The sequence below is a fragment of the Pseudomonas sp. PvP100 genome (assembly GCF_017833055.1).
Classification (GTDB): Bacteria; Pseudomonadota; Gammaproteobacteria; order Pseudomonadales; family Pseudomonadaceae; genus Aquipseudomonas; species Aquipseudomonas syringae.
The window spans coordinates 4,257,783-4,283,437 of the sequence record NZ_JAFIBO010000001.1 but is presented as its reverse complement, the minus strand read 5'-3'; the positions used below and the strand labels follow the sequence as shown (position 1 = coordinate 4,283,437).

24 protein-coding genes are annotated in these 25,655 nt (G+C 58.2%); 18 read left to right on the top strand and 6 right to left on the bottom strand.

Annotated elements, in window-relative coordinates:
* Position 1: 1 nt before the first annotated feature.
* The 3 genes from JOE39_RS18375 to gpmI form a co-directional block, all read right to left on the bottom strand.
* Positions 2 to 1,339, bottom strand: a complete 1,338-nt coding sequence (locus JOE39_RS18375; RefSeq protein ID WP_210078514.1) for a S41 family peptidase — start codon at positions 1,337 to 1,339, stop codon at positions 2 to 4.
* 33 nt (positions 1,340 to 1,372) lie between these two features.
* The gene (locus JOE39_RS18370; RefSeq protein ID WP_003427330.1) at positions 1,373 to 2,698 is read right to left on the bottom strand and encodes a murein hydrolase activator EnvC; all 1,326 of its coding nucleotides are present in this window, start codon (positions 2,696 to 2,698) and stop codon (positions 1,373 to 1,375) included.
* A gap of 153 nt (positions 2,699 to 2,851) precedes the next feature.
* On the bottom strand, positions 2,852 to 4,384 hold the full coding sequence (gene gpmI, locus JOE39_RS18365; RefSeq protein ID WP_003427331.1) for a 2,3-bisphosphoglycerate-independent phosphoglycerate mutase: 1,533 nt from the start codon (positions 4,382 to 4,384) through the stop codon (positions 2,852 to 2,854).
* A gap of 156 nt (positions 4,385 to 4,540) precedes the next feature.
* Between gpmI and JOE39_RS18360 the strand changes: the two genes are divergently transcribed.
* The 3 genes from JOE39_RS18360 to secB are packed head-to-tail and all read left to right on the top strand — an operon-like array spanning position 4,541 to position 5,737.
* Positions 4,541 to 4,954, top strand: coding sequence for a rhodanese-like domain-containing protein (locus JOE39_RS18360; RefSeq protein ID WP_003318290.1), 414 nt, complete (start codon positions 4,541 to 4,543; stop codon positions 4,952 to 4,954).
* A gap of 2 nt (positions 4,955 to 4,956) precedes the next feature.
* A complete protein-coding gene (gene grxC, locus JOE39_RS18355) occupies positions 4,957 to 5,208 on the top strand; it encodes a glutaredoxin 3 (RefSeq protein ID WP_002551467.1) in 252 nt (83 codons plus the stop codon).
* Between the two features lie 40 nt (positions 5,209 to 5,248).
* A complete protein-coding gene (secB, locus tag JOE39_RS18350) occupies positions 5,249 to 5,737 on the top strand; it encodes a protein-export chaperone SecB (protein ID WP_003372189.1) in 489 nt (162 codons plus the stop codon).
* A gap of 61 nt (positions 5,738 to 5,798) precedes the next feature.
* Here the strand turns inward: secB and trmL are convergent, their stop codons facing one another.
* Positions 5,799 to 6,254: a tRNA (uridine(34)/cytosine(34)/5-carboxymethylaminomethyluridine(34)-2'-O)-methyltransferase TrmL gene (gene trmL, locus JOE39_RS18345; RefSeq protein ID WP_002551469.1), complete on the bottom strand. Its 456-nt coding sequence runs from the start codon at positions 6,252 to 6,254 to the stop codon at positions 5,799 to 5,801.
* On the opposite strand from trmL, the gene JOE39_RS18340 reads away from it, so the two are divergent.
* The 8 genes from JOE39_RS18340 to JOE39_RS18305 all read left to right on the top strand — a co-directional run bounded on the left by JOE39_RS18340 (position 6,253) and on the right by JOE39_RS18305 (position 13,765).
* Positions 6,253 to 6,693 carry a hypothetical protein gene (locus tag JOE39_RS18340; RefSeq protein ID WP_116818083.1) on the top strand — a complete coding sequence of 147 codons (441 nt, stop codon included), beginning with the start codon at positions 6,253 to 6,255 and terminating at the stop codon, positions 6,691 to 6,693. The genes trmL and JOE39_RS18340 overlap by 2 nt on opposite strands.
* A gap of 1,022 nt (positions 6,694 to 7,715) precedes the next feature.
* On the top strand, positions 7,716 to 9,074 hold the full coding sequence (locus tag JOE39_RS18335) for an OprD family porin (protein WP_003342199.1): 1,359 nt from the start codon (positions 7,716 to 7,718) through the stop codon (positions 9,072 to 9,074).
* 169 nt (positions 9,075 to 9,243) lie between these two features.
* Positions 9,244 to 9,882: a peroxiredoxin gene (locus tag JOE39_RS18330; protein ID WP_003318285.1), complete on the top strand. Its 639-nt coding sequence runs from the start codon at positions 9,244 to 9,246 to the stop codon at positions 9,880 to 9,882.
* Between the two features lie 354 nt (positions 9,883 to 10,236).
* Positions 10,237 to 11,202: a sulfonate ABC transporter substrate-binding protein gene (locus tag JOE39_RS18325; protein ID WP_003342194.1), complete on the top strand. Its 966-nt coding sequence runs from the start codon at positions 10,237 to 10,239 to the stop codon at positions 11,200 to 11,202.
* 28 nt (positions 11,203 to 11,230) lie between these two features.
* Positions 11,231 to 12,028, top strand: coding sequence for an aliphatic sulfonate ABC transporter permease SsuC (ssuC, locus tag JOE39_RS18320; protein ID WP_003394402.1), 798 nt, complete (start codon positions 11,231 to 11,233; stop codon positions 12,026 to 12,028).
* On the top strand, positions 12,025 to 12,837 hold the full coding sequence (ssuB, locus tag JOE39_RS18315) for an aliphatic sulfonates ABC transporter ATP-binding protein (protein WP_003427335.1): 813 nt from the start codon (positions 12,025 to 12,027) through the stop codon (positions 12,835 to 12,837). The genes ssuC and ssuB overlap by 4 nt, the downstream gene beginning before the upstream one ends.
* A gap of 26 nt (positions 12,838 to 12,863) precedes the next feature.
* Positions 12,864 to 13,079, top strand: coding sequence for a TOBE domain-containing protein (locus JOE39_RS18310; RefSeq protein WP_002555770.1), 216 nt, complete (start codon positions 12,864 to 12,866; stop codon positions 13,077 to 13,079).
* 305 nt (positions 13,080 to 13,384) lie between these two features.
* Complete coding sequence (locus JOE39_RS18305; protein WP_210078515.1) at positions 13,385 to 13,765, top strand: hypothetical protein; 381 nt, start codon at positions 13,385 to 13,387, stop codon at positions 13,763 to 13,765.
* 3 nt (positions 13,766 to 13,768) lie between these two features.
* On the opposite strand, the gene JOE39_RS18300 is transcribed toward JOE39_RS18305, so the two are convergent.
* On the bottom strand, positions 13,769 to 14,401 hold the full coding sequence (locus tag JOE39_RS18300; protein ID WP_010406564.1) for a TetR/AcrR family transcriptional regulator: 633 nt from the start codon (positions 14,399 to 14,401) through the stop codon (positions 13,769 to 13,771).
* A 183-nt stretch (positions 14,402 to 14,584) separates the two neighbouring features.
* Positions 14,585 to 15,961: a glutamine synthetase family protein gene (locus tag JOE39_RS18295; RefSeq protein WP_003413528.1), complete on the bottom strand. Its 1,377-nt coding sequence runs from the start codon at positions 15,959 to 15,961 to the stop codon at positions 14,585 to 14,587.
* Positions 15,962 to 16,555: 594 nt separating this feature from the next.
* Between JOE39_RS18295 and JOE39_RS18290 the strand changes: the two genes are divergently transcribed.
* From JOE39_RS18290 to JOE39_RS18260, 7 genes are all read left to right on the top strand, one after another.
* Positions 16,556 to 17,914, top strand: coding sequence for a glutamine synthetase family protein (locus JOE39_RS18290; RefSeq protein WP_002555767.1), 1,359 nt, complete (start codon positions 16,556 to 16,558; stop codon positions 17,912 to 17,914).
* Positions 17,915 to 17,982: 68 nt separating this feature from the next.
* Entirely contained in the window at positions 17,983 to 19,347 is a 1,365-nt protein-coding gene (locus JOE39_RS18285; RefSeq protein ID WP_210078516.1) for an aspartate aminotransferase family protein, read from the top strand.
* Positions 19,348 to 19,488: 141 nt separating this feature from the next.
* Positions 19,489 to 20,586, top strand: a complete 1,098-nt coding sequence (locus JOE39_RS18280; RefSeq protein WP_032660144.1) for a polyamine ABC transporter substrate-binding protein — start codon at positions 19,489 to 19,491, stop codon at positions 20,584 to 20,586.
* A gap of 171 nt (positions 20,587 to 20,757) precedes the next feature.
* Positions 20,758 to 21,852, top strand: coding sequence for a polyamine ABC transporter substrate-binding protein (locus tag JOE39_RS18275; protein ID WP_210078517.1), 1,095 nt, complete (start codon positions 20,758 to 20,760; stop codon positions 21,850 to 21,852).
* Positions 21,853 to 21,907: 55 nt separating this feature from the next.
* On the top strand, positions 21,908 to 23,050 hold the full coding sequence (gene potA, locus JOE39_RS18270) for a polyamine ABC transporter ATP-binding protein (protein ID WP_003394418.1): 1,143 nt from the start codon (positions 21,908 to 21,910) through the stop codon (positions 23,048 to 23,050).
* Positions 23,047 to 23,967, top strand: a complete 921-nt coding sequence (locus JOE39_RS18265) for an ABC transporter permease subunit (RefSeq protein ID WP_210078518.1) — start codon at positions 23,047 to 23,049, stop codon at positions 23,965 to 23,967. Before potA ends, JOE39_RS18265 begins: the two co-directional genes overlap by 4 nt.
* Positions 23,964 to 24,845 carry an ABC transporter permease subunit gene (locus JOE39_RS18260; protein WP_003394422.1) on the top strand — a complete coding sequence of 294 codons (882 nt, stop codon included), beginning with the start codon at positions 23,964 to 23,966 and terminating at the stop codon, positions 24,843 to 24,845. Before JOE39_RS18265 ends, JOE39_RS18260 begins: the two co-directional genes overlap by 4 nt.
* Positions 24,846 to 25,655: the final 810 nt, after the last annotated feature.

The following is a 25,655-nucleotide window of genomic DNA, read 5'->3' as shown; positions in this document are numbered from 1 at the left end:
GTCAGTTGCCGCGGGTGATGCTCAGCCCTTTGAGCAGGCTGAGTGCCTGGCTGAGCTGGAAGTCGTCATCCTGCGGACGCGCCTTGGCGGCTGCGCCACTCTTGACGGTCGGTTTGTCTGCGCCGCCGTTGCCATTGCCCAGGTGACCCATCAGGTCGGCTTCCTTGTAGTTCTCGCCGTCCGCTTCGTTGGTGACCTTGGCCCGGCGTACCACGATGTCCGGGTTGATGCCTTGGGCCTGGATCGAGCGGCCGTTCGGCGTGTAATACAACGCGGTGGTGATCTTCAGGGCGCGATCGTTGTTCAGCGGCAGGACAGTCTGCACCGAGCCTTTGCCGAAGGTGTCAGTGCCCATCAGGATGCCGCGCTTCTGGTCTTGCAGGGCGCCGGCAACGATTTCCGATGCCGAGGCGCTGCCGCCGTTGATCAGCACTACCAGTGGCACGCCTTCGCTAGCGTCCGCCGGGTCTGCCGAGAAACGCAGTTCGGAGTTGGCGATGCGGCCTTTGGTGTAGACGATCAGACCCTTGGTGAGGAAGTGATCCGCCACCTGCACCGCCGATTGCAGCACGCCGCCCGGGTTGTTGCGCAGGTCGAGAATCAGGCCACTCATCTTCTTGCCGTTGTCCTTGCGGAATTTGGCCAGCGCCTTGCCGACTTCGTCACCGGTCTTGACCTGGAACTGGGTGATGCGGATATAGCCGTAGCCATTTTCCAGCATCTGCGCCTTGACGCTCTTGACCTGAATGGTTGCCCGCGCCAGGATCACGTCAAACGGGGTGCCGCCATCGCGAACCAGCGTCAGGGTGATCTTTTCGCCGATCTTGCCGCGCATCTTGTCGACCGCTTCCTGCATGTTCTGGCCCTGAGTCGGCGTGCCGTTGATCTTTACGATCAGGTCGCCTGCCTCGATGCCAGCCTTGGACGCCGGTGTGTCGTCGATGGGCGAGACCACCTTGACCAAACCGTCCTCGACGCCGACTTCGATGCCCAGCCCACCGAACTCGCCGCTGGTGCTTTCCTGCAGCTCCTGGAAATCTTCCGGGCCGAGGTAGGCAGAGTGCGGATCAAGGTTGCTGAGCATGCCTTTGATGGCGTTCTCCAGCAGGGTCTTGTCGTCGACCGGCTCCACGTAGGCCGCCTTGACCCGGTCCATGACCTCGGCAAAGGTGCGCAACTCGTCGAGCGGCAGCGGTGGCTTTGCGGTGGCATTGGTTTTGGCGGGCGAGACTGCTGCAGGCGTGGCTGGCGCGGTCTTTTCGGCAGCTTGCGCCAGAGGCGCGCCGATAACGATGGCAATTGCCAGGGCCAGCGAGGTGAGGCGGGACAAATGCAGCATGTCTAACGAACTCCTACAAATATTGACGCCGACTTATCCTTGAGTGCGGCACCATTGGGCCGGATCGCTGGGGCGACCCTGCTGACGAATAGCAAAGTACAACGCTGCCGTGTCCTGACCGCCACTATTGCCGACCGTGGAAATCGCTTCACCGGCTTTTACAATGTCACCTGCCGACTTGAGCAGGCTCTGGTTATGCCCGTAAAGGGTCAGATAACCGTTGCCATGGTCGAGAATGACCAGAAGCCCGGCACCGCGCAACCAGTCGGCGAACACCACTCGTCCGCCATGCACGGCACGTACCTGGCTTCCGGCTGCGGCGCTGATCATGACGCCGTCCCATTTGGTACGTTCGTCATCACCGCGGGCTTCACCGAAACGCGCAAGCAGTCGACCATCGATAGGCCATGGAAGTTTTCCCTTGGCCTGTGCAAAAGGTCCGCCATAGGAAACACCGGCACTGGAAACGACTGCGCCGGGGGCTTTGACCGGGCGACGCGGTGCCGGTTCATCATCGCTTTTGCTACTGCTGTTGCTGCTGTTATTGCGGGCGACGGCTTCAGCTTCGCGCTGACGCTTCTCTTCCGCCTCGCGGGCGGCAACCAGCGCCTTCTGGCGAGCTTCTTCGGCTTCCCGTGCCTGGCGGGCCAGGGTTTCTTCGATGGTTTTGAGGACTTTGGCCAGATCGGCCTGATCCTGCTGACGGGCCTGCATTTTCTGATCGCGGGCCTTGTAGTCCTGATTCAGCTTGGCCAGCGCCTGCTGACGTTCCTGGCGAACCTTGGCCAGTTCTTCGCTCTGGCTGTCCAGACTGCTTTTCTGCACCAGCAGTTGGGCCTGTTGCAGGTCGATGTCTTTTTCGACATTGGCCAGCTGGCGCAGGGTTTCATTGAAGTTGCGTAGCTGCTCCAGGCGCGCCTGGCTCAGGTAATCGTAATACGTGAGGGTTCGTGCGAACTTCTCGGGGTGTTGCTGGTTGAGCAATAGCTTGAGGTACTCCTGGCGGCCACTCTGGTAAGCGGCGCGGGCCTGGATGGCGATCAGGCGTTGCTGTTCAACGCGGGCGCTGTTCAGTTTCTTTTTTTCACTGTCGAGCTTTTGCAGCTCGGTTTCGGTCTTTTTTAGTTCCTTTTGCAGGACCTCGACCTGCTTTTCCAACTTGCCCATTTCGGTTTCAGTGGTGCGCAGATCTTTCTGGACGCCTGCACGTTCTTCCTGAAGCTTGCCCAGGACTTTTTGCAGCTCCGCCACATCCTGACGCGCAGCATCTATCTGTTTTTGGGTTTGCACACGCTCGTCTTCGGCAAACGCCGGATTGAGCAGGCAGATCAGAGCAAGGGCAATCAAGGCGCGAAGCATGTGGGTGGGCGATACCGAGGAATTGTGAGAAAAAATGTCAGGCCTAGTATGCCCGCCATGCGCTGCAAAAAAAACGCCTCGCAGCCACTGCTTTGAGGCCTGAAACATAAAAAACCGGCCTTGCCTAATGGCTAAAGGCCGGTTTTTACCGGGTTACTCGGTCACGAGGATCGAGTGGCCGGTCATTTCCTGCGGTTTCTCCATGCCCAGCAGATGCAGCATGGTCGGCGCGACATCGGCCAGAACGCCGCCTTGGCGAACTTTCAGCTGACGTTTGCCAACATAAACGAACGGCACCGGCTCGGAGGTGTGCGCAGTATGCGCCTGTCCGGTGGCGTCGTCGGTCATCTGTTCGACGTTGCCGTGGTCGGCGGTAATCAGCGCCTCACCACCAACTTTCTCCAGCGCCTCGGTGATGCGCCCGACACACACGTCCAGGCATTCCACAGCCTTGATCGCGGCTTCCATGATCCCGCTGTGGCCAACCATGTCGCCGTTGGCGTAGTTGACGACGATCACGTCATAACGCTGATGTTCGATGGCATCGACAATCTTGTCGGTCACTTCCGGTGCGCTCATCTCAGGCTGAAGGTCGTAGGTGGCGACTTTCGGCGACGGGATCAGAATGCGCTCTTCACCCGGGAACGGTTCTTCACGCCCGCCGGAGAAAAAGAACGTAACGTGGGCGTATTTCTCGGTTTCGGCGATGCGCAGCTGGGTTTTGCCGTTGTCCGCCAGATACTCGCCCAGCACGTTTTTCAGGCTGCCCGCAGCAAAAGCGGACGGCGCAGGAATGCTGGCCGCGTACTGGGTCAGCATCACGTAGTTGACCTTCGGCTGACGGGCGCGCTCGAAGTCCTTGAAATCGTCTTCGACGAACACACGGGTCAGTTCACGGGCGCGGTCGGCGCGGAAGTTCATGAACACCACCGCGTCGCCATCTTCCACGCGGGCGGCTTCGCCGATGCGGGTGGCTTTGACGAACTCGTCGTTCTCGTCGCGTGCGTAGGCGGCTTCGAGCCCGGCAACGGCGCTGTCTGCGTGGAAATCGGCGGTGCTGTCGACGATCAGGTTATAGGCAGACGAAACCCGGTCCCAGCGGTTGTCACGGTCCATGGCGAAGTAACGGCCGACGATCGTGGCGGTACGGCCTTTGCCCAGGCGGGCGAAGGTTGCGTCCATCAGTTCAAGGGATTTCTTCGCGCTGCGCGGTGGCGTGTCGCGACCGTCGAGGAAGGCGTGCAGGTAGATTTTTTCTGCGCCGCGTTTGACCGCCAGTTCCGCCATCGCCACCAGATGGTCCTGGTGGCTGTGCACGCCGCCATCGGAGAGCAGGCCCATGATGTGCACGGCCTTGCCGGCGCTGACAGCTTTATCCACAGCGGCGCAGATGGTCGGGTTCTCGAAGAACTCGCCATCGCGAATCGCTTTGGTCACCCGAGTGAAGTCCTGATACACCACGCGCCCGGCACCCAGGTTCATGTGCCCGACCTCGGAGTTGCCCATCTGCCCGTCCGGCAGACCGACATCCATGCCCGACCCGGAAATCAGGCCATTGGGCATGGTTTGGTAGAGGCGATCCATGACCGGCATCTTCGCGGCCAGAATGGCATTGCCCTTGTGGCTTTCGCTGTGTCCGAAGCCATCCAGGATGATAAGAACCAGAGGTTTTGGCGTGGCAGTCATAGAACCCACTCGATGCTGATTGGATAAAGAGATGAACAAAGTACAAGGGAACGGCATTTTAAGGACAAGTTCAAACGGCGTCACCGCCGTACGGACTTTGGCCGACCTTGGCTGCTGTGTATACTGGCCGACATTTTAACGCCCTGGAACCTACTGATGGTTGCTCACCTGCTTGAATTCGCCACTAACCACTATTTGATCACCGGTGCCTTCGTCATTTTGCTGGGACTGCTGATTGCTTACGAAATGAGCAAGGGCGGCGCCAGCCTGAGCACTCGCGAGCTGACCGCGCTGGTCAACAGCGATCAGGGTGTGGTCATCGACGTGCGCTCGAAAAAGGATTACACCGCAGGGCACATCGTCGGCTCCCTGAATTTCCCGCAGGACAAGGTACTGACCCGTACCGCCGAACTGGAGAAATACAAGGACAAGACGTTGATCATAGTCGATGCAATGGGGCAGCATGCCGGCACCACCGCCCGCGAGCTGCTCAAGTCCGGCTTCAAGGCGGCCAAGCTGTCCGGCGGCATTTCCAGCTGGCGCGGCGATAACCTTCCTCTGGTGAAGTGAACATGGCTCAAGTCATCGTCTATTCCAGCGACTACTGCCCGTATTGCATACGTGCCAAACAGCTTCTGCAGAGCAAAAGCGTGGCCTTCGAGGAAATCCGGGTCGACGGCAAGCCGCAGCTGCGTGCCGAAATGACCAAGAAGGCCGGTCGTACTTCCGTACCGCAAATCTGGATCGGCTCGACCCACGTGGGCGGCTGCGATGACCTGTTTGCTCTGGAGCGTGCCGGCAAGCTCGATGCGCTGCTGGCCTGATACCCCTTAATCTTTCAGCCTAATCTGACAAGGATCCGAGATGACCGATCAACCGAACAACGACGCCGTTGCCAACGAAGAAAACGGCCCACAATTCTCCCTGCAGCGTATCTACGTTCGCGACCTGTCGTTCGAAGCGCCAAAAAGCCCGGCGATCTTCCGCCAGGAGTGGACGCCGACCGTCAGCCTGGACCTCAATACCCGTCAGAAGCAGCTGGAAGGCGATTTCTACGAAGTCGTACTGACCCTGTCCGTGACCGTCAACAATGGCGACGAAGTTGCCTTCATCGTTGAAGTGCAACAAGCCGGTATCTTCCTGATCAAGGGCCTGGACGACGGCGCAATGAGCCACACCCTCGGTGCGTTCTGCCCGAACATCCTGTTCCCTTACGCTCGTGAAGCCATCGACAACCTGGTCGTACGTGGCTCGTTCCCTGCGCTGATGCTGGCTCCGGTGAACTTCGACGCCCTGTACGCGCAAGAACTGCAGCGCATGCAGGAAGCTGGCGAAACGCCGACTGTTCAGTAAGCGTTACCGCTGCAAACAAAAAGCGCCTTTCGGGGCGCTTTTTTGTGCATGGCCGCTCGGTCTAGGCAAACCCGTGTTGACGCCATGCTTCATAGACAGCCACGGCCACCGTGTTGGACAGGTTCAAGCTACGGCAGCCTTCACGCATGGGCAGCCGCAGACGATGCTCGCTGCTCAGCGAGTCGAGAATATCGGCGGGCAGGCCACGGCTCTCCGGGCCGAACAGAAAGGCATCGCCTGGCTCAAAGCTCGCATCATGAAAAGGCCGAGAGCCTTTGGTGGTGAAGGCAAACAACCTCGGGTTGCCTATCTTCTCCAGACAGCTTGCCAGGTCAGCATGTGTCTGCAGCGTGGCATACTCGTGATAATCGAGCCCGGCACGGCGCAAGCGCTTGTCGTCCAGCTCGAAACCCAAGGGTTCGATCAAATGCAGGGTGCAGCCACTGTTGGCGCATAGCCTGATGACATTGCCGGTATTCGGCGGAATTTCTGGTTGAAAAAGGATGACGTGAAACATGCACGGCTCCGAACGAAAGGACGTGATGCATTCTACCCTTGAAGAGGACCCGAGGCCGAAGCTATGGCCGCGTGTTCTTGGTTCCATGGCGATTGTCGGGTTTACCGTGGGCACCATTATCGGCCGCCTGCAGCAGCCTGATCCGGTCGAGCTGGAGCAGATCGAAGAATTGCCTGCCGGTCTGGCGCTCTGGTTCAACGAAGAACCGAAGTATCGCGGCGCGACAGTCGATGGTGCAGTGGTAGTCAACGTCGATGCGTCAGGACAGCCGTGGACGGGCCAACTGAGGTTCGACAATCGGGTTGCGCGCTGGAAGGTGGAACGAGGAGAGAAGGGGTTGGTGCTGACGCTCCTGGCAGCCCGTCCGCTTCACGGCGACTGGCGCACTGAGAAGGTGGACGGGCGCTGGAGACTGGAGGTCAGTCTCCGGGAGGAATAAAAGAGGGGAATCCCCGGCCTGCCTGTACCAAGGTCCCCAAAACTGGTGATGTAATACCTATTGCAGGGGGCGTGCCAGTTTTCAAATCGTTTCAGAAAAAACGTGTTCGCGTGAGAAGCGGATCCTCACTACGTGAGGCCATGCTTTATTCCTGCAACTCATAACTCTTTGAATTATAAATATTTATACATGTTGCTCGTGTGCCGGAAGTGATTTGGCTATAGAGCGGAGTTGTAGTGCCGCGTCGTTCATCCTTGATAACGCAGTACACGTTCCAGCCTTCCGGTTTTCCAGAAGCGCACTCAATTTGCGCACCACTAGCGTGCAGAAACCCATACTGATGCACTCGTCCATCCGAACTCGATGATGGATCGGTGCCCCTCACGTGCACAAATGAGCCGTTTGCGCATTGGCCAATCGGCTGGCTGCCATGGTGCCCGACACCAGAATTGCCTTTTTGTTCACATGGACTACAGTGAAGGACGGCTCTGAAGTCCGAAAAACGCTTGAAAATGGCCCAAAAAAGCAAAGTGAAAAAAAATTTTTGTGCTTGAACACGGTGCGCCGTCAAAGTGATGACAACTGTCACATTAACTGACTAATCTCCCCGAAGTTCCCGTAATACAAGGCTTTCGCCAGTTTTGCATCAGCACTCTGCTGGCGGGGATCGAGGCCGGTGAAGGTGCGTTTTTCCGGTCGGGGGCACGAAAACGATAGATCTGACGAACGGTACCAAAATAAGTTTTGGGAAATGGGTAGTCAGGTCGATACACTCCGTGACGTCTTTGCTGACACGAGTTGTGACAAATGACTGGATGTTCTCAAGATTCCAGCAACGGTTTCTTCAGCGCATAAAAGCATTGCACCGACGTGTTGGCATCGACCAAAGCGGTCTAGTCAAAAGTCAGGGCGAACAGAATCCATTGATCTCGGATCGGGACTGTCGCCTATCGCTAATCCGTGGGTCAGGGCCAAGCCCGGCACCATGGATATAAAAAATTAGATTCACGAGGAGCGTAGTAATGAAGAAGTCCACCCTGGCTTTGGCCGTCACCGTTGGTGTATTGGCTCAGCAGGCCAGCGCAGCTGGTTTCCTGGAAGACAGTAAAGCGTCCGTCAGTTCTCGTACCCTGTATTTTGACAACGATTTCCGCGAAGGCACTACCCACAACAACCGTGAGACGGCCACTGGCCTGAAATTCGACTACCTGTCGGGCTTCACTCAGGGTACTGTCGGTTTTGGTCTGGACGTCCAGGGATTGGTCGGTGTTCACCTTGATGGCGGCCGTGGCAACCACGGTCCTGCAGCGAACGGCGGCATTCTGCCTACCGACAGCGACGGTTCTGCTGTCAGCGAGTGGAGCCGTCTGGGCGCCAACGGCAAGGTACGCTTCTCGAAAACCGAGCTGAAAGTCGGTAACGCATTGGCACCTAACCTGCCAATTCTGGTCAGCAACGATGGTCGTCTTCTGCCTCAGGCTTTCCAGGGCGGCATCCTGACTTCCAAGGATCTGGACAACGTCACCTTCACTGCCGGTCAGCTGAACAAATCCATCGGCCGTGCTTCGAGCAACTGGACTGACCTGTCCATTGCCGGCGCTTCCGAGACTGCCGATCAGTTCCGCTTCGCCGGTGCTGACTGGAAAGTCACCAAAGACCTGACCCTGCAGTACTACTACGCAAATCTGGAAGACTTCTACAAGCAACACTTCCTCGGTTTGGTGCACGTTTACCAAATCGACGCCAACCAGTCCTTCAAGACTGACCTGCGTTATTTCAACAGCAGCTCTGACGGCAAGAACAGCGACGCAGCAACCGGCTACCGTTTCAACAACAACAACGGTTATGCCAAGAACGCTGGCGAAGTGGATAACTCCACCTGGTCCGCCATGTTCACCTACGCCCTGGGCGGCCATGCGTTCATGGTTGGCCATCAGCAGATTGGCGATGACGGCGGCATGGTTTTCCTGAACCAGGGCAACGTCACCAAGAACGGCACCAGCACTTCGAGTCTTGAAGGCAACGGCGGTTCGAGCTTCTACCTGTTCACTGACTCGATGATCAACGGCTTCAACCGCGCGGGTGAAAACACCACGTTCGGTCAGTACTCGTATGACTTCGCCAAGGTGGGTGTTCCAGGCCTGAAAGCAGCCATCGCTTACCTGCACGCAGACGACATTCGTGATCGCACTACCGGTAAAGAAGAATACTCCGAGTGGGAAACCGACATGCGTGTTGACTACGTGATCCAGAGCGGTCCGATGAAAGGTTTCGGCACCACCCTGCGTCACGGTACTTACCGTGCCGATGGCGACCTGAACAACTCGACCAACACCGACCAAACCCGTCTGATCTTCAACTACACCTACAACTTCATGTAAGTGTATTGAGGTTTGAAGGAACCCCGCCCCGTGCGGGGTTTCTTTTGCCTGTTTTTTGATATTCCTGACAGGTCTATTGGGCGCATTATTTATTCTTTTTAACTTCTCTCGACAGGGCGCACAGTAGTGCTATACCAAGGCTTACCCGATACAGACAAGGAGCAACACCATGACACTGCGACTTGGCGACATCGCCCCTGATTTCGAACAGGAATCCAGTGAGGGGCGTATACGTTTTCATGAATGGCTCGGTGACAGCTGGGGTGTGTTGTTTTCTCATCCGGCTGACTTCACGCCGGTGTGCACCACAGAGCTGGGCTTCACTGCCAAACTGAAAGACGAGTTCGCCAAGCGCGGCGTGAAAGCCATTGCGCTCTCGGTGGACCCAGTTGATTCGCACATCAAGTGGATCGACGACATCAACACCACGCAAAACACCCTGGTCAACTTCCCGATTCTTGCCGACGCTGATCGCAAAGTTTCCGACCTGTACGACCTGATTCACCCCAATGCCAACGACACGCTGACTGTGCGCTCGCTGTTCGTGATCGATCCGAACAAGAAGGTGCGTCTGACGATTACCTATCCGGCCAGCACCGGGCGTAACTTCCACGAGATTCTGCGCGTCATCGACTCCCTGCAATTGACCGACAACTACAAGGTTGCCACGCCCGCCAACTGGGTGGACGGCGATGACGTAGTGATCGTGCCGTCGATCAAGGATGAAGCCGAGATCAAACAACGCTTTCCCAAGGGCTATAAAGCGGTCACGCCTTATCTGCGCCTGACACCACAGCCAAACCGCTGATTTCCGATCTACCAAGCGTGGGGTTATTCGGGCCGATCTATCGGCCCTTTTTTATTCCTTCCTCACAGCCGCCTGCTGCGTCGCTTCGTCAATTGCGGAAGCGGAGCATGGGCACGATAGTCGAGATTATCGTTCCTCACGCTCCAGCGTAGGAATGCATGTCGTGACGCTCTGCGTCACAGGTCCGGAGGGGGCAGGCAACGGCATTTTCTTTATATTCATTTATGGAATAACTAAATGAATAAATAAGATTTATAGATATAAAAAAGGGCTGTTAATGTCGTGCCTATTCCCACCTTGCTCGTTCCTCAGCGGTCGAGCAGGGGACCACCCCAAATAGGTAAAGGAGCGCATATGCGCACTGTCATTTTGCGTCGAAGCCTTGTCGCGCTGTTTGCTGCTGCGGTCGCTCTTGGTGCGGTCACTCAGGCTCAGGCGGAAGATCTGCGCATTGGTTACCAGAAGTACGGCACGCTGGTGCTGCTCAAGGCCAAGGGCTCGCTGGAAAAACGCCTGGCCGAGCAGGGCGTTAAAGTCCAGTGGACCGAGTTCCCCGGTGGCCCTCAGTTGCTTGAAGGCCTGAACGTCGGTTCTATCGACTTCGGCGTAACAGGCGAAACGCCGCCGGTCTTCGCTCAGGCCGCGGGCGCGGACCTGCTGTATGTGGCCTACGAGCCGCCAGCACCGACCAGTGAAGCCATCCTGGTTCCCAAAGACTCCCCGATTACTTCGGTCAAAGACCTGAAGGGCAAGAAAGTCGTCCTCAATAAGGGCTCGAACGTCCATTACCTGCTGGTCAAGGCGCTGGAAGATGCGGGTCTGAAATACACCGATATCCAGACCGTCTTCCTGCCTCCGGCCGATGCGCGTGCCGCTTTCGAGCGCGGCAGCGTGGATGCCTGGGTCATCTGGGACCCGTACCAGGCCGCTGCTGAAAAGCAATTGCAGGCGCGAACCCTGAAAGACGGCACCGGCATTGTCGACAACCATCAGTTCTATCTTGCCACCAAGCCGTACGCGCAGAAAAACCCCAAGGTGATTCAGGCACTGGTCGAAGAGGTCCGAGCGGTGGGCGAGTGGTCCAAGGCCAACCCCGATGAAGTGACCCAACAGGTCGCGCCGTTGCTGGGGCTGCCGGCCGACATCACCCTGACTTCCGTGAAGCGGCAGGGCTACGGCGCGCAGTTCCTTACCCCGCCGGTGGTGGCGGCACAGCAGAAAATCGCTGACACCTTCTACCAGCTCAAGCTGATTCCGAAGCCGCTCAGCATTGCTGATGTGGTCTGGACACCTCCTGCTGCTGTTGCTCAAGCACAGTGATCGTCAGGCCCTTCGAGGAGACAACTCCATGAGCCTCAGTGCTTCGCAACGCATCATTCACCGACTGGCGCCCTGGGCACTTCCAGTCCTGTTGTTGGCAGTCTGGCAGCTGTCAGTCAGCGCCGGCTGGTTATCCACACGCATTCTGCCCGCACCCAGCGCGGTCATCGAAGCGGGCATAAACCTGGTCGCCAGCGGCGAAATCTGGACGCATCTGGCGATCAGCGGCTGGCGCGCCGGGATCGGGTTTGCCATTGGCGGCGGCATCGGTCTGGCGCTGGGCTTCATCACCGGCCTGAGCAAATGGGGTGAGCGTCTGCTGGACAGCTCGGTGCAGATGATTCGCAACGTGCCGCACCTGGCGCTGATTCCGCTGGTCATCCTGTGGTTCGGCATCGACGAGACCGCCAAGATATTCCTGGTCGCACTGGGCACTCTGTTCCCGATTTACCTGAACACCTACCACGGCATCCGCAACATCGATCCGGCGCTGGTAGAAATGTCCCGCAGCTACGGCCTGTCAGGTTTCAGCCTGTTCCGTCATGTGATCCTGCCGGGTGCCATGCCTTCGATTCTGGTCGGCGTGCGCTTTGCGCTGGGCTTCATGTGGCTGACGCTGATCGTCGCGGAAACCATTTCCGCCAGCTCCGGTATCGGCTACCTGGCGATGAATGCACGGGAATTTCTGCAGACCGACGTCGTGGTGCTGGCCATTGTGTTGTACGCCGTACTCGGCAAGCTGGCCGATCTGGCGGCGCGGGGCCTGGAACGTGTCTGCCTGCGCTGGCACCCGGCCTATCAAGTGAGCAAAGGCGGTGCCGCATGACCAGTCTGAAACAGCAACCTCCACACTTGCTGCGTGGCATCCCGCTGGCGGTACGCAAGCTGAAAAAAGCGTTCGGCGCCCGCGAAGTGCTCAAGGACATCGACCTGCACATCCCTGCGGGTCAGTTCGTCGCCATCGTCGGCCGCAGCGGTTGCGGCAAAAGCACCCTGTTGCGCCTGCTCGCCGGCCTCGACAAACCGACGCAGGGCCAGCTACTTGCAGGCTCTGCGCCATTGGACGATGCCCGCGAAGACACGCGATTGATGTTTCAGGAAGCGCGCTTGCTGCCCTGGAAAAAGATCATCGACAACGTCGGCCTTGGCCTAAGCGGCGACTGGCGGGCGCAGGCCCTTGAAGCGCTTGAGGCCGTCGGCCTTGCCGAGCGCGCCAATGAATGGCCTGCCGCATTGTCCGGTGGCCAGAAGCAGCGCGTTGCCCTGGCTCGCGCGCTGATTCACAAGCCGCGCCTGCTGTTGCTCGATGAGCCGTTGGGCGCGCTGGATGCCCTGACCCGGATCGAAATGCAGCAACTGATCGAAAAACTGTGGGGCCAGTATGGTTTCACGGTGTTGCTGGTAACCCACGACGTCAGCGAGGCCGTGGCCATTGCCGACCGGGTGATCCTGATCGAAGAAGGGCAGATCGGTCTCGATCTGCTGGTCGACCTGCCACGCCCGCGTGTTCGTGGTTCGCATCGCCTCGCAGCGCTGGAGGCCGAAGTGCTCAACCGCGTGCTGGCCCTGCCGGGTTCGCCGCCTGACCCGGAGCCGTTTTCGCCACTGCCCACGCAATTGCGCTGGGCAAATTAACCCTGATCCCCAAAGGAAGACATGCCATGACTATCAAAGCCATTAACGTTCGCAACCAGTTCAAAGGCACCATCAAGGAAATCGTCCACGGCGACGTACTGTCGGAAATCGATGTACAGACCGCATCGGGCGTCGTGACCTCGGTCATCACCACCCGCTCGGTCAAGGAGCTGGAGCTGGTCGTCGGCAGCGAAGTCATCGCCTTCGTGAAGTCCACTGAAGTCTCCATCGCCAAGCTGTAAACGATGGGCAAAAAACACCCCGGACGGTCCTGACCCTCCGGGTTTTTTTGCTTTTTACCTAGCAGTTATGCGAGGTAGGCGACGTATCGGTTTTGCTGGATGCTGACGGCTGGTTCTATGTGAAACAACTGCCATGACCTCCCCCGACCAGACAGTGCTGTGCACGTATCGCTACGACCCGCTGGACCGTCTGGCTCCCCGCTACTTTATCCAGCCCTTCGCCGATTGCTTCGTCAAGCGCGGCAACTTCATCGGGTGGTATTGGCGATGTCATTTCAGCGGGCTCAACTACAAAATTAAATTCGTTGGCCCCATCCAATGGTAGTAAAGCAGCTTCATCGAGGCCGAGTAGAAGACGAGGAGGCTATCAAACAGGCTTTGCCAGCAGAGATCCTGCCGTGAGGAGTGCACGCCAAAAATATTATGCTGCACTTAAAACCGCTGGTATTAAAAAGCCTAAGCCTGATAGTCCTGTCTATATTGATGGCAAGCTGGAAACTGAAGCGTTTGCTACAAGAATTAACTATTTTCAAGAGAAGATGAATTATATGTCCAGTATTAAAGGTACTGATAATTATAATCCAACCACCTATGCCAATCAGGTCACAGCATTGAAGCGAGAAAAAAGGGACCAGGCTAAGTGTCTACAGAACCCGAGAGAAAAAAATAAATCCACTCAGTCGTAATTCTCAATCGGCTCTCTTCACCAAAAACACCGGCAAATACAACCCCAAATAAGCATCAAACACCCGCATCCCTTCCTCAGCCATGCGCGGTGTGATCTCGTCATGCAACTGCACCGACCGCGCATACACCCGATCCCCCAGCTCCATGGCCAGCGCAAACACGTCGACATCGTCCGGCAGTGCGGGCAACTGGAAGTGGCGATCAAATACCTCAAGCATCAGCTGCCCCAGCTCAATGTCGTGCTGGCGGTCGGCCTGGTTGATTTCAGTCAGGCCGTGCTGGGCGAGGATCAATTGGCGAGCGGCGGCGTCGGCGTTGTAGATGGCCAGCATGCGCAGCTCGACGATGCGTGACAGGTCGCGCCAGGTGGTGAGCTGGTCGTGATCGATGGGGGCCTGCAGCGACGCGCGAAAGGCGGCGTGGATGTCGGCGGTCAGTGCTTCAAGCAGCGCGGGGACGCTGGCGAAGAAGTGGTACACCGACGAGGGTGGAATGCCGGCTCGCTCAGCAACGCTGTAGATCGACAGACTGGCCACGCCTTGTTCGGCAAGCAGCGTGCGCGCGGCGTCGAGAATCGAATCGATTCTGGCCTGGCTGCGTGCTTGAGGTTTGCGAGGCGTGGCGGCGCGGGTCATGGGCGTGGCTCTTGGTTGGGCTGCGGGCATTGTAAGGGATTACAACGGGATGAATCGCTGTCGTTGCCAAACGATTATCGCTCCCACGCTGGAGCGTGAGGATCGATAAGCGTCGGGATACACACCAAACAAAAACGCCGCACAGCTAAAGGCTTTGCGGCGTTTTGTGTTGCTCAGCCTCAATCAGACCGTATGCAGATACCAGTTGTACTCGAGGTCGGAGATGGAGTGTTCGAACTCTTCCAGCTCGCTCTCTTTACACGCCACAAAGATGTCGATGTATTTCGGGTCGATGTACTTGGCCATCACCGGGTTGTCGTCCAGCTCGCGCAATGCATCGCGCAGGTTGTTCGGCAGGCTTTGTTCGTGCTGTTCGTACGAGTTGCCTTCTACCGGGGCGCCAGGCTCGACCTTGTTGACCAGGCCGTGGTGCACGCCCGCCAGGACCGAAGCCATCACCAGGTATGGGTTGGCATCGGCACCAGCAACGCGGTGTTCGATACGTACCGCATCGGCGGTGCCGGTCGGTACGCGAACGGCGACCGTGCGGTTATCCAGACCCCAGGTCGGCGAGTTGGGCACATAGAACTGCGCACCGAACCGGCGATACGAGTTGACGTTCGGGCACAAGAAAGCCATTTGTGCCGGCAGGGTCTCGAGCACACCGCCGATTGCGTGACGCAATGCGGCGTTCTGCTCGGGATCCTCGCTGGTGAAGATGTTCTTGCCGTCGCGATCCAGAATCGAAATGTGAACGTGCAGACCATTACCCGCCTGACCCGGATAGGGCTTGGCCATGAAGGTCGTGTCCATCTCGTGATCGTAGGCGATGTTCTTGATCAGGCGCTTGAGCAATACGGCGTAATCGCACGCCTTGATCGCGTCGGCGACGTGATGCAGGTTGACTTCGAACTGGGCCGGGGCGCTTTCCTTGACGATGGCGTCAGCAGGAATGCCTTGTTCCTTCGCACCTTCGAGGATGTCCTGAAGGCAGTCGACGTATTCGTCGAGGTCGTCGATCAGGTAGACCTGTGTCGAATGCGGGCGTTTGCCGGAGATCGGCGAGCGCGGCGGTTGTGGGCGACCGTTCACGTTCTCCTGATCGATCAGGTAGAACTCCAGCTCGAACGCTGCGCAGATAGTCAGGCCCATTTCGTCGAATTTGGCGACGACCTGGCGCAATACTTCACGCGGGTCGGCGAAAAACGGATCGCCTTCGAGTTCGTGCATGGTCATCAGCAATTGCGCAGTAGGGCGCTTTTGCCATGGCTCGTTGCACAGGGTGTCGGGGATGGGATAACAGATTCGGTCAGCATCACCGATGTCCAGGCCCAGGCCGGTGCTTTCCACCGTGGAGCCATTGATATCCAGAGCAAATAAAGAGGCAGGCAGGTTGATGCCCTTCTCGTAAACCTTATGGAGGCTGGTGCGTTCGATGCGTTTGCCACGCACCACACCATTCATATCTGCAATCAGAAGGTCAACGTACAGAACCTCAGGATGTTCCTTAAGGAACGCGTTCGCTTCGTTAAGCTGAACGGCACGCGGGGGTACCGACATGATGCAACACCTTTGTTGTTAAAAATATCAATCATCAATGATTGCGGATCTCAGTCAATCCGAAAGCCATGATGAAGTCAATAGAGCCTTTTTTTGCCCTAAAACTGCGCCAAATGGCCTTTTTTGCTGCTATTTAGGGCGTTTAATTCCGTTTTTGACCGTTGTTAAATACGAGCTAGAGCGGCCTGTCTTCTATTCTTAACGGCTTGTTGTATAAAAAAATGAACGAGGCTAAGCTCGATCGCAACCCAGTAGAGCAACACTAGCGGGGGTCCCATGCTTCACCTTTCCCTGGTCGACACGCGGCTATCAAGTCCGTACGGCGCCCATCATGCCTGTGATCTCGGTGCTCGTGGTGGGCTGCCACACTTTGCGACATCCCTGAACGGCTATCGAAGCCAGTCTGCTCTACGCTCAACGCTGGACATTACCACTATAACGGCATCGTCAGTGTGACCGCGGCCGTCTGGAAATCCGGCCCCGCAGCTGTCACCTTACCCCTATTCGGCGTCTGCCGAAACGAGTTGTACATCATGACGCCGATGCGTCTGGAACGCCTGATCACGATCAGGACAATAAAACCCTGAGGTATTTATGAGTACCAACCTCGACCAGCTCACCGATTGGTTGAAAGAACACAAGATTACCGAAGTCGAATGCATGATGTCCGACCTCACCGGGATCACGCGCGGCAAGATCTCGCCGACCAACAAGTTCATCGCTGAAAAAGGCATGCGTCTGCCTGAGAGCGTGCTGTTGCAGACGGTGACCGGTGACTACGTAGAGGACGATATCTACTACGAGCTGCTGGACCCGGCAGACATCGACATGATCTGCCGCCCCGATCAGAACGCGGTGTATCTGGTGCCCTGGGCGGTCGAGCCCACTGCACAGGTGATCCACGACACCTACGACAAGCAAGGCAACCCCATCGAGCTGTCGCCGCGCAACGTGCTGAAGAAGGTTCTCAAGCTCTATGCCGATCAGGGCTGGCAGCCCATCGTGGCGCCGGAGATGGAGTTTTACCTGACCAAGCGTAGCGACGACCCTGACTACCCGCTACAGCCGCCGATCGGGCGCTCCGGGCGTCCTGAAACGGGCCGTCAGTCGTTTTCGATCGAAGCGGCCAACGAGTTCGATCCGCTGTTCGAAGACGTCTATGACTGGTGCGAACTGCAGAACCTGGACCTGGACACGCTGATCCACGAGGACGGCACGGCGCAGATGGAGATCAACTTCCGGCACGGTGATGCGCTGTCGCTGGCCGATCAGATTCTGGTGTTCAAGCGCACCATGCGCGAAGCCGCCCTCAAGCACGATGTCGCGGCGACCTTCATGGCCAAGCCGATGACCGGCGAGCCAGGCAGTGCCATGCACTTGCACCAGAGCATCATCGACATCGAGACCGGCAAGAATATCTTCTCCAATGAAGACGGGACCATGAGCGAGCTGTTTCTGAACCACGTCGGTGGCCTGCAGAAGTTCATCCCCGAGCTGTTGCCGCTGTTCGCGCCCAACGTCAACTCGTTCCGACGCTTTCTGCCCGACACCTCGGCGCCAGTGAATGTCGAGTGGGGCGAAGAGAATCGCACCGTCGGCCTGCGTGTGCCGGATGCCGTGCCGCAGAACCGTCGCGTGGAAAACCGTCTGCCGGGTGCGGATGCCAACCCTTATCTGGCCATCGCCGCCAGTCTGCTGTGCGGCTTCATCGGCATGGTCGAAGGTATCAACCCGAGCGCACCGGTGGTCGGGCGCGGTTACGAGCGACGCAATCTGCGTCTGCCGTTGACCATCGAAGACGCGCTGGAGCGTATGGAAAACAGCAAGACCATCGAAAAATACCTGGGCAAGAAATTCATCATCGGTTACGTCGCGGTCAAGCGCGCCGAGCATGAAAACTTCAAGCGCGTGATCAGTTCGTGGGAGCGGGAATTCCTGCTTTTCGCCGTCTGATCACGCAGAGCGCCGCCGCAGTTGAGGCGCGGCGCTCTGCCAACTGACCTGATCAAAGGAAGTGCTGCATGAGTGCCAACAACCCGCAAACCCTCGAATGGCAGGCCCTGAGCAGCGAGCATCACCTGGCACCGTTCAGCGACTACAAACAATTGAAAGAGAAAGGCCCGCGCATCATCACCCGTGCCGAGGGCGTTTATCTGTGGGACAGCGAGGGCAACAAGATCCTCGATGGCATGTCCGGGCTGTGGTGCGTGGCCATCGGTTATGGCCGCGAAGAACTGGCCGACGCAGCCAGCAAACAGATGCGCGAGCTGCCGTACTACAACCTGTTTTTCCAGACCGCCCACCCGCCGGTGCTGGAGTTGGCCAAGGCCATTTCCGAGATTGCACCGCAGGGCATGAGCCATGTGTTCTTTACCGGTTCTGGCTCTGAAGGCAATGACACGATGCTGCGCATGGTTCGTCATTACTGGGCGCTGAAAGGCCAGCCGAACAAGAAAACCATCATCAGCCGTGTCAATGGCTACCACGGCTCCACCGTCGCCGGTGCGAGTCTGGGTGGCATGACGTACATGCACGAGCAAGGCGATCTGCCGATTCCAGGGGTGGTGCACATTCCCCAGCCTTACTGGTTCGGCGAAGGCGGCGACATGACGCCGGACGAGTTCGGCATCTGGGCTGCCGAGCAACTGGAGAAGAAAATTCTCGAGCTGGGCGTCGAGAACGTCGGTGCGTTCATTGCCGAGCCGATCCAGGGCGCAGGCGGTGTGATCGTCCCGCCTGATTCCTACTGGCCGAAGATCAAGGAAATCCTCTCCCGCTACGACATCCTGTTCGCCGCCGATGAGGTGATTTGTGGCTTCGGGCGTACCAGTGAGTGGTTCGGTAGCGATTTCTATGGCCTCAAGCCGGACATGATGACCATCGCCAAAGGACTGACCTCCGGTTACGTGCCGATGGGCGGCCTGATCGTGCGCGATGAAATCGTCGCGGTGCTCAATGAGGGCGGCGATTTCAATCATGGCTTTACCTACTCCGGGCACCCGGTGGCTGCCGCGGTGGCGCTGGAGAACATCCGTATCCTGCGCGAAGAGAAGATCGTCGAACGGGTCAGGTCGGAAACGGCACCGTATTTGCAAAAGCGTTTGCGTGAGTTGAGCGATCATCCGCTGGTGGGCGAAGTCCGCGGTGTCGGGTTGCTCGGGGCCATTGAACTGGTGAAGGACAAGGCCACCCGCGAGCGCTATACCGACAAGGGCGCGGGAATGATCTGTCGAACCTTCTGCTTCGACAATGGCCTGATCATGCGGGCTGTGGGCGATACCATGATCATTGCTCCACCGCTGGTGATCAGTTTTGCGCAAGTCGATGAGCTGGTAGAGAAGGCGCGCAAATGCCTGGATCTGACGCTGGCGGTGTTGCAGGGCTGAAAATGCCAAAAAAGCGTCGATTCAAGCGCAATGTGCATTGTTTGAGGGGCTTCGGCTTGAAAGCCTGCCCAGGAAGTTGCCAGACTAATGGCTACACGCCGCTAACTGACGGTCAGTGATAAAAATACATTGGAGCTACGCATGAAAAAATTTGGCAAGACCCTTCTCGCGCTGTCACTGATGGGCGTTGTGGCCACTGTTGCGCAGGCCGATGACAAAGTGCTGCACGTCTATAACTGGTCCGATTACATCGCGCCGGACACCGTTGCCAAATTCGAGAAAGAATCGGGCATCAAGGTGGTCTACGACGTTTTCGACAGCAACGAGACGCTCGAAGCCAAATTGCTCGCGGGCAAATCCGGCTATGACATCGTCGTGCCGTCCAACAACTTCCTGGCCAAGCAGATCAAGGCAGGCGTTTATCAGGAGCTGGACAAGTCCAAGCTGCCAAACTGGAAGAACCTCAACGAGTCGCTGCTCAAGGCCGTGTCGGTCAGCGACCCGGATAACAAGCACGCATTCCCGTACATGTGGGGTTCGATCGGTATCGGCATCAACCCGGACAAGGTCAAGGCCGCTCTGGGTGCTGACGCGCCAGTCAATTCCTGGGACCTGCTGTTCAAGCCGGAGAACGCTGCCAAGCTGAAGTCGTGCGGCATCAGCTTCCTCGACTCGCCGACCGAAATGCTGCCGATCGCCCTGCATTACCTGGGCTACCCGACCGACTCTCAGGACAAGAAGCAGCTCGCCGAAGCTGAAGCGTTGTTCCTGAAGATTCGTCCGTCGATTGGCTATTTTCACTCGTCCAAGTACATCTCGGATCTGGCCAACGGCAACATCTGTGTAGCGGTCGGCTACTCGGGTGATATCTATCAGGCCAAGTCCCGCGCTGCCGAAGCCGGTGGCAAGGTCAAAGTTGCTTACAACATTCCGAAAGAAGGCGCCGGCAGCTTCTACGACATGGTCGCCATTCCCAAGGATGCCGAGAACGTCGAGGGTGCCTACAAGTTCATGACCTTCCTGATGAAGCCGGAAATCATGGCCGAGATCACCAACGCTGTACGTTTCCCGAACGGTAACGCGGCGGCTACGGCGCTGGTCGACAAGGAAATCACCAGTGACCCTGGCGTTTATCCACCTGCCGACGTCCAGGCCAAACTGTATGCAATCGCTGATCTGCCTGCTGCCACGCAGCGGATCATGACCCGCAGCTGGACCAAGATAAAATCGGGTAAATAAGCCTGTCATCAAACCTGTGGATGCTGCGTAGCCTCGGCCGCGCAACATCCAGTAGACAGGAATATCGCCTAAACCTTTGCTGGTTGGACGCATAGACGGTAAGTTGCGCGCCGGTTTGGTTTTCGGGACGCCCTCCGGCGCTCAGGCCCCTCTGTTAAAAGGACTCATTATTTGTCTATTTCTATTCTTTCCAAAGCCTTGCTGGCGGCTGCCGGGCTGACACTGTCGATCAGTGCCCAGGCTGAGTCCACCGTGCATATTTATAACTGGTCCGATTACATCGGCAAGACCACCCTGGCCGACTTCGAAGCCGCTACCGGCATCAAGCCGATGTACGACGTGTTCGACTCCAACGAAACCCTGGAAGCCAAGCTGCTGGCCGGACGCACAGGCTATGACGTGGTGGTGCCGTCCAATCACTTCCTCGGCAAGCAGATCAAGGCCGGTGCGTTCCAGAAACTCGACAAGTCGCTGTTGCCCAACTACAAGAATCTCGACCCGGCGCTGCTCAAGCGCCTGGAGAAGAACGATCCGGGTAACCAGTACGCCGTGCCGTACCTGTGGGGTACCAACGGCATCGGTTACAACGTCGAGGAGGTCAAGGCGGCACTGGGCGTCGACAAGATCGACTCCTGGGCCGTGCTGTTCGAGCCGGAGAACATCAAGAAGCTCTCCAGCTGCGGCGTAGCGTTTCTCGACTCCGCCGATGAAATGCTGCCAGCGGTGCTCAACTACATGGGGCTGGACCCCAACAGCACCAAGGAAGCCGATTACAAAAAGGCCGAAGCCAAGCTGCTGGCGATTCGTCCTTACGTGACCTATTTCCACTCGTCCAAATACATCACCGACCTGGCCAATGGCGACATTTGCGTTGCCGCAGGTTTCTCGGGCGATGTGTTCCAGGCCAAGGCCCGTGCAGAAGAAGCGGGCAAGGGCGTGAAGCTCGCCTACAGCATTCCGAAAGAGGGCGGTAACCTGTGGTTCGACATGCTGGCGATCCCGGCGGACTCGAAGAACATCAAGGCGGCCAGTGCCTTCATCAACTACATGCTCGACCCCAAGGTGATCGCCAAGGTCAGCGATGAAGTCGGTTACGCCAACCCCAATCCCGCCTCCGGCGAGTTCATGGACCAGAGCATCCGTACCGATGAAGCGGTCTATCCGCCTCAGGAAGTGCTGGACCGCCTGTTCGTGAACAGCGAGTTGCCACCCAAGGTGCAACGTCTGATGACCCGCAGCTGGACCAAGGTCAAGTCGGGCAAATAAAAATCCAGCACCCGGCCATATGGGCCGGGTTGCCTACCTGTTGGGAGTTTCACCCATGGCAGTTGCCTCCGGCGCCTACAAGAAAGCCATCGAAGGCGGTCAGCAACCCAAAGAGGTGCTGGTCAAGATTGATCGGGTCACGAAAAAGTTCGACGAGACGATCGCTGTGGACGATGTGTCCCTGCAGATCAACAAGGGCGAGATCTTCGCCCTGCTTGGCGGCTCTGGCTCCGGCAAATCGACACTGCTGCGCATGCTGGCCGGGTTCGAACGGCCGACCGAGGGGCGCATCTACCTCGACGGTGTCGACATCACCGACATGCCGCCGTACGAACGCCCGATCAACATGATGTTCCAGTCTTATGCGCTGTTCCCGCACATGACCGTGGCGGACAACATCGCCTTCGGCCTCAAGCAGGACAAGCTGGGCAAGCCGGAAATCGAAGCCCGTGTGGCAGAAATGCTCAAGCTGGTACAGATGACCCAGTACGCCAAGCGCAAGCCGCATCAGCTCTCCGGCGGTCAGCGTCAACGCGTTGCTCTGGCCCGGTCACTGGCCAAAAAGCCCAAGCTGTTGCTGCTCGACGAGCCGATGGGCGCGCTGGACAAGAAACTGCGTTCGCAGATGCAGCTGGAGCTGGTGGAGATCATCGAGCGCGTTGGCGTGACCTGCGTGATGGTGACTCACGATCAGGAAGAGGCCATGACCATGGCCGAGCGCATCGCGATCATGCACCTGGGCTGGATCGCGCAGATCGGCAGCCCGATCGACATCTACGAGACCCCGACCAGCCGTCTGGTCTGCGAATTCATCGGCAGCGTCAACCTGTTCGAGGGTGACGTGATCGAAGACATGGAAGCCCATGCGCTGATCCGCAGCCCCGAGCTGGAGCGCAATATCTATGTCGGCCACGGCGTCAGTACGTCGGTGGAAGACAAGCACATCACCTATGCACTGCGTCCGGAGAAACTGCTGATCACCACCGAGCAGCCAGGCTTCGAATACAACTGGTCGCGCGGCAAGGTCCACGACATCGCCTATCTGGGTGGTCATTCGGTGTTCTACGTCGAGCTGCCGGGCGGCAAGCTGGTGCAGTCGTTCGTCGCCAACGCCGAGCGTCAGGGCGCACGGCCTACCTGGGGCGATGAAGTCTACGTCTGGTGGGAAGACGACAGCGGCGTGGTACTGCGCTCATGAAAATCCGCAAGATCAAGCGCGCGTTCGAGCGCATAAAGCCCAACGGGCGGCAGATGGTCATCGGCGTGCCGTTCCTCTGGCTGTTCCTGTTCTTTGCTCTGCCGTTTCTGATCGTGCTCAAGATCAGCTTCGCCGACGCCGACGTCGCGATCCCGCCGTACACCGAAATCTTCAGCTACGCCGACGAAAAGCTGCAGATGGTCCTCAACTTCGCCAACTACACTTTGCTCAGCGGCGACGATCTGTACGTTTCGGCCTATCTGGGCTCGCTGAAGATGGCCTTCATCAGCACCTTGCTGTGCCTGCTGATCGGCTATCCGATGGCCTATGCCATTGCCAGCGCGCGCAAGGACCTGCAAACGGTGCTGTTGCTGCTGATCATGATGCCGACCTGGACGGCGATTCTGATCCGTGTCTACGCCTGGATGGGCATTCTCAGCAACAACGGGCTGCTCAATGCATTCCTGATGTGGCTGGGGCTGATCGACGCGCCGCTGCAGATCCTCAATACCAACCTGGCGGTGTACATCGGCGTGGTCTATTCCTACCTGCCGTTCATGATCCTGCCGCTGTACGCCAACCTTGTGAAGCACGACACCAGCCTGCTGGAAGCCGCCTCCGACCTAGGCTCGAGCACCTTCAACAGCTTCTGGAAAATCACCGTGCCGCTGTCCAAGAACGGCGTGATCGCCGGCTGCATGCTGGTATTCATTCCGGTGGTGGGCGAGTTCGTGATTCCCGAGCTGCTCGGCGGTCCGGAAACCCTGATGATCGGCCGCGTGCTATGGCAGGAATTCTTCAACAACCGTGACTGGCCGGTTGCTTCGGCGCTGGCGGTCATCATGCTGCTGGTGCTGATCGTGCCCATTATCCTGTTCAACCGCAGTCAGGCCAAAGAACTGGAGGGCAAGGCATGAACCGCTTTCGATTCTCGAACCTGATGCTGGTGCTGGGTTTGCTGTTCATCTATGCGCCGATGGTGATTCTGGTCATCTACTCGTTCAACGCCTCGCAACTGGTGACGGTCTGGGGCGGCTGGTCGGTGAAGTGGTACGTCGGCCTGCTGGACAACTCGCAACTGATGGGCTCGGTGATGCGCTCATTGGAAATCGCCTGCTACACCGCCATTGCTGCGGTGGCGCTGGGGACCATGGCGGCGTTTGTGCTGACCCGCATCAGCCGCTTCAAAGGCCGCACGTTCTTTGGCGGGCTGGTCACGGCTCCTTTGGTAATGCCGGAAGTAATCACCGGTCTGTCGCTGTTGCTGCTGTTCGTGGCCATGGCGCAATTGATCGGCTGGCCGCAGGAACGCGGCATCATGACCATCTGGATCGCGCACACAACGTTCTGTGCGGCCTACGTGGCGGTGGTGGTGTCGGCGCGCCTGCGTGAGCTGGACCTGTCGATCGAAGAAGCCGCAATGGACCTGGGCGCCCGTCCGTGGAAGGTGTTCTTGCTGATCACCATCCCGATGATCGCGCCATCGCTGGCAGCCGGGGGCATGATGTCCTTCGCGCTGTCGCTGGACGACCTGGTACTCGCCAGCTTCGTTTCCGGGCCCGGCTCGACGACCTTGCCGATGGAAGTGTTCTCTGCCGTGCGCCTGGGTGTGAAGCCTGAAATCAACGCCGTGGCGAGCCTGATCCTGCTGGCCGTGTCACTGGCGACCTTCCTGGTCTGGTTCTTCACCCGCCGCGCGGAAAACAACCGCAAGCGTGCGATCCAGCAGGCTATCGAGGAAAGCGCGGCAGACGCCTGGAAACAGCCTGATCCGAGGCGTGCTCCGGCGGCGTGAAGACCTGATCGTGCGCGATACACAAGCCCGCTCTTGATCCTGCCCGTAGGGCGTAGGAGCGAGCTTGCTCGCGAACTGCCGGGGACCGGCAGCCAAACCAGCGACCTCGGTTGTGCCTGATGTACCGTACGTGACGGTTTCACTGTCGGTTCCCGACAGTTCGCGAGCAAGCTCGCTCCCACGCCCTCCGGGCAGAAGCGCCATTTCTGGGCTCGGCGCAGAGAGTATCGCTACGCCCCCGGCACCAGCCGTAAAACCCTTGGAAGCAGCCTGATCGTGCGCGATACACAAGCCCGCTCTTGATTCTGCCCGTAGGGCGTAGGAGCGAGCTTGCTCGCAAACTGCCGGGGACCGGCAGCAAAACCAGCGACCTCGGTTGTGCCTGATGTACCGTACGTGACGGTTTCACTGTCGGTTCCCGACAGTTCGCGAACAAGTTCGCTCCCACGCCCTCCGGGCAGAAGCGCCATTTCCGGGCCCGCGCAGAGAGTATCGCTACGCCCCCGGCACCAGCTGTAAAACCCTTGGAAGCAGCCTGATCATGCGCGATACACAAGCCCGCTCTTGATTCTGCCCGTAGGGCGTGAGAGCGAGCTTGCTCGCGAACTGCCGGGGACCGGCAGCCAAACCAGCGACCTCGGTTGTGCCTGATGTACCGTACGTGACGGTTTCACTGTCGGTTCCCGACAGTTCGCGAGCAAGCTCGCTCCCACGCCCTCCGGGCAGAAGCGCCATTTCTGGGCTCGGCGCAGAGAGTATCGCTACGCCCCCGGCACCAGCCGTAAAACCCTTGGAAGCAGCCTGATCGTG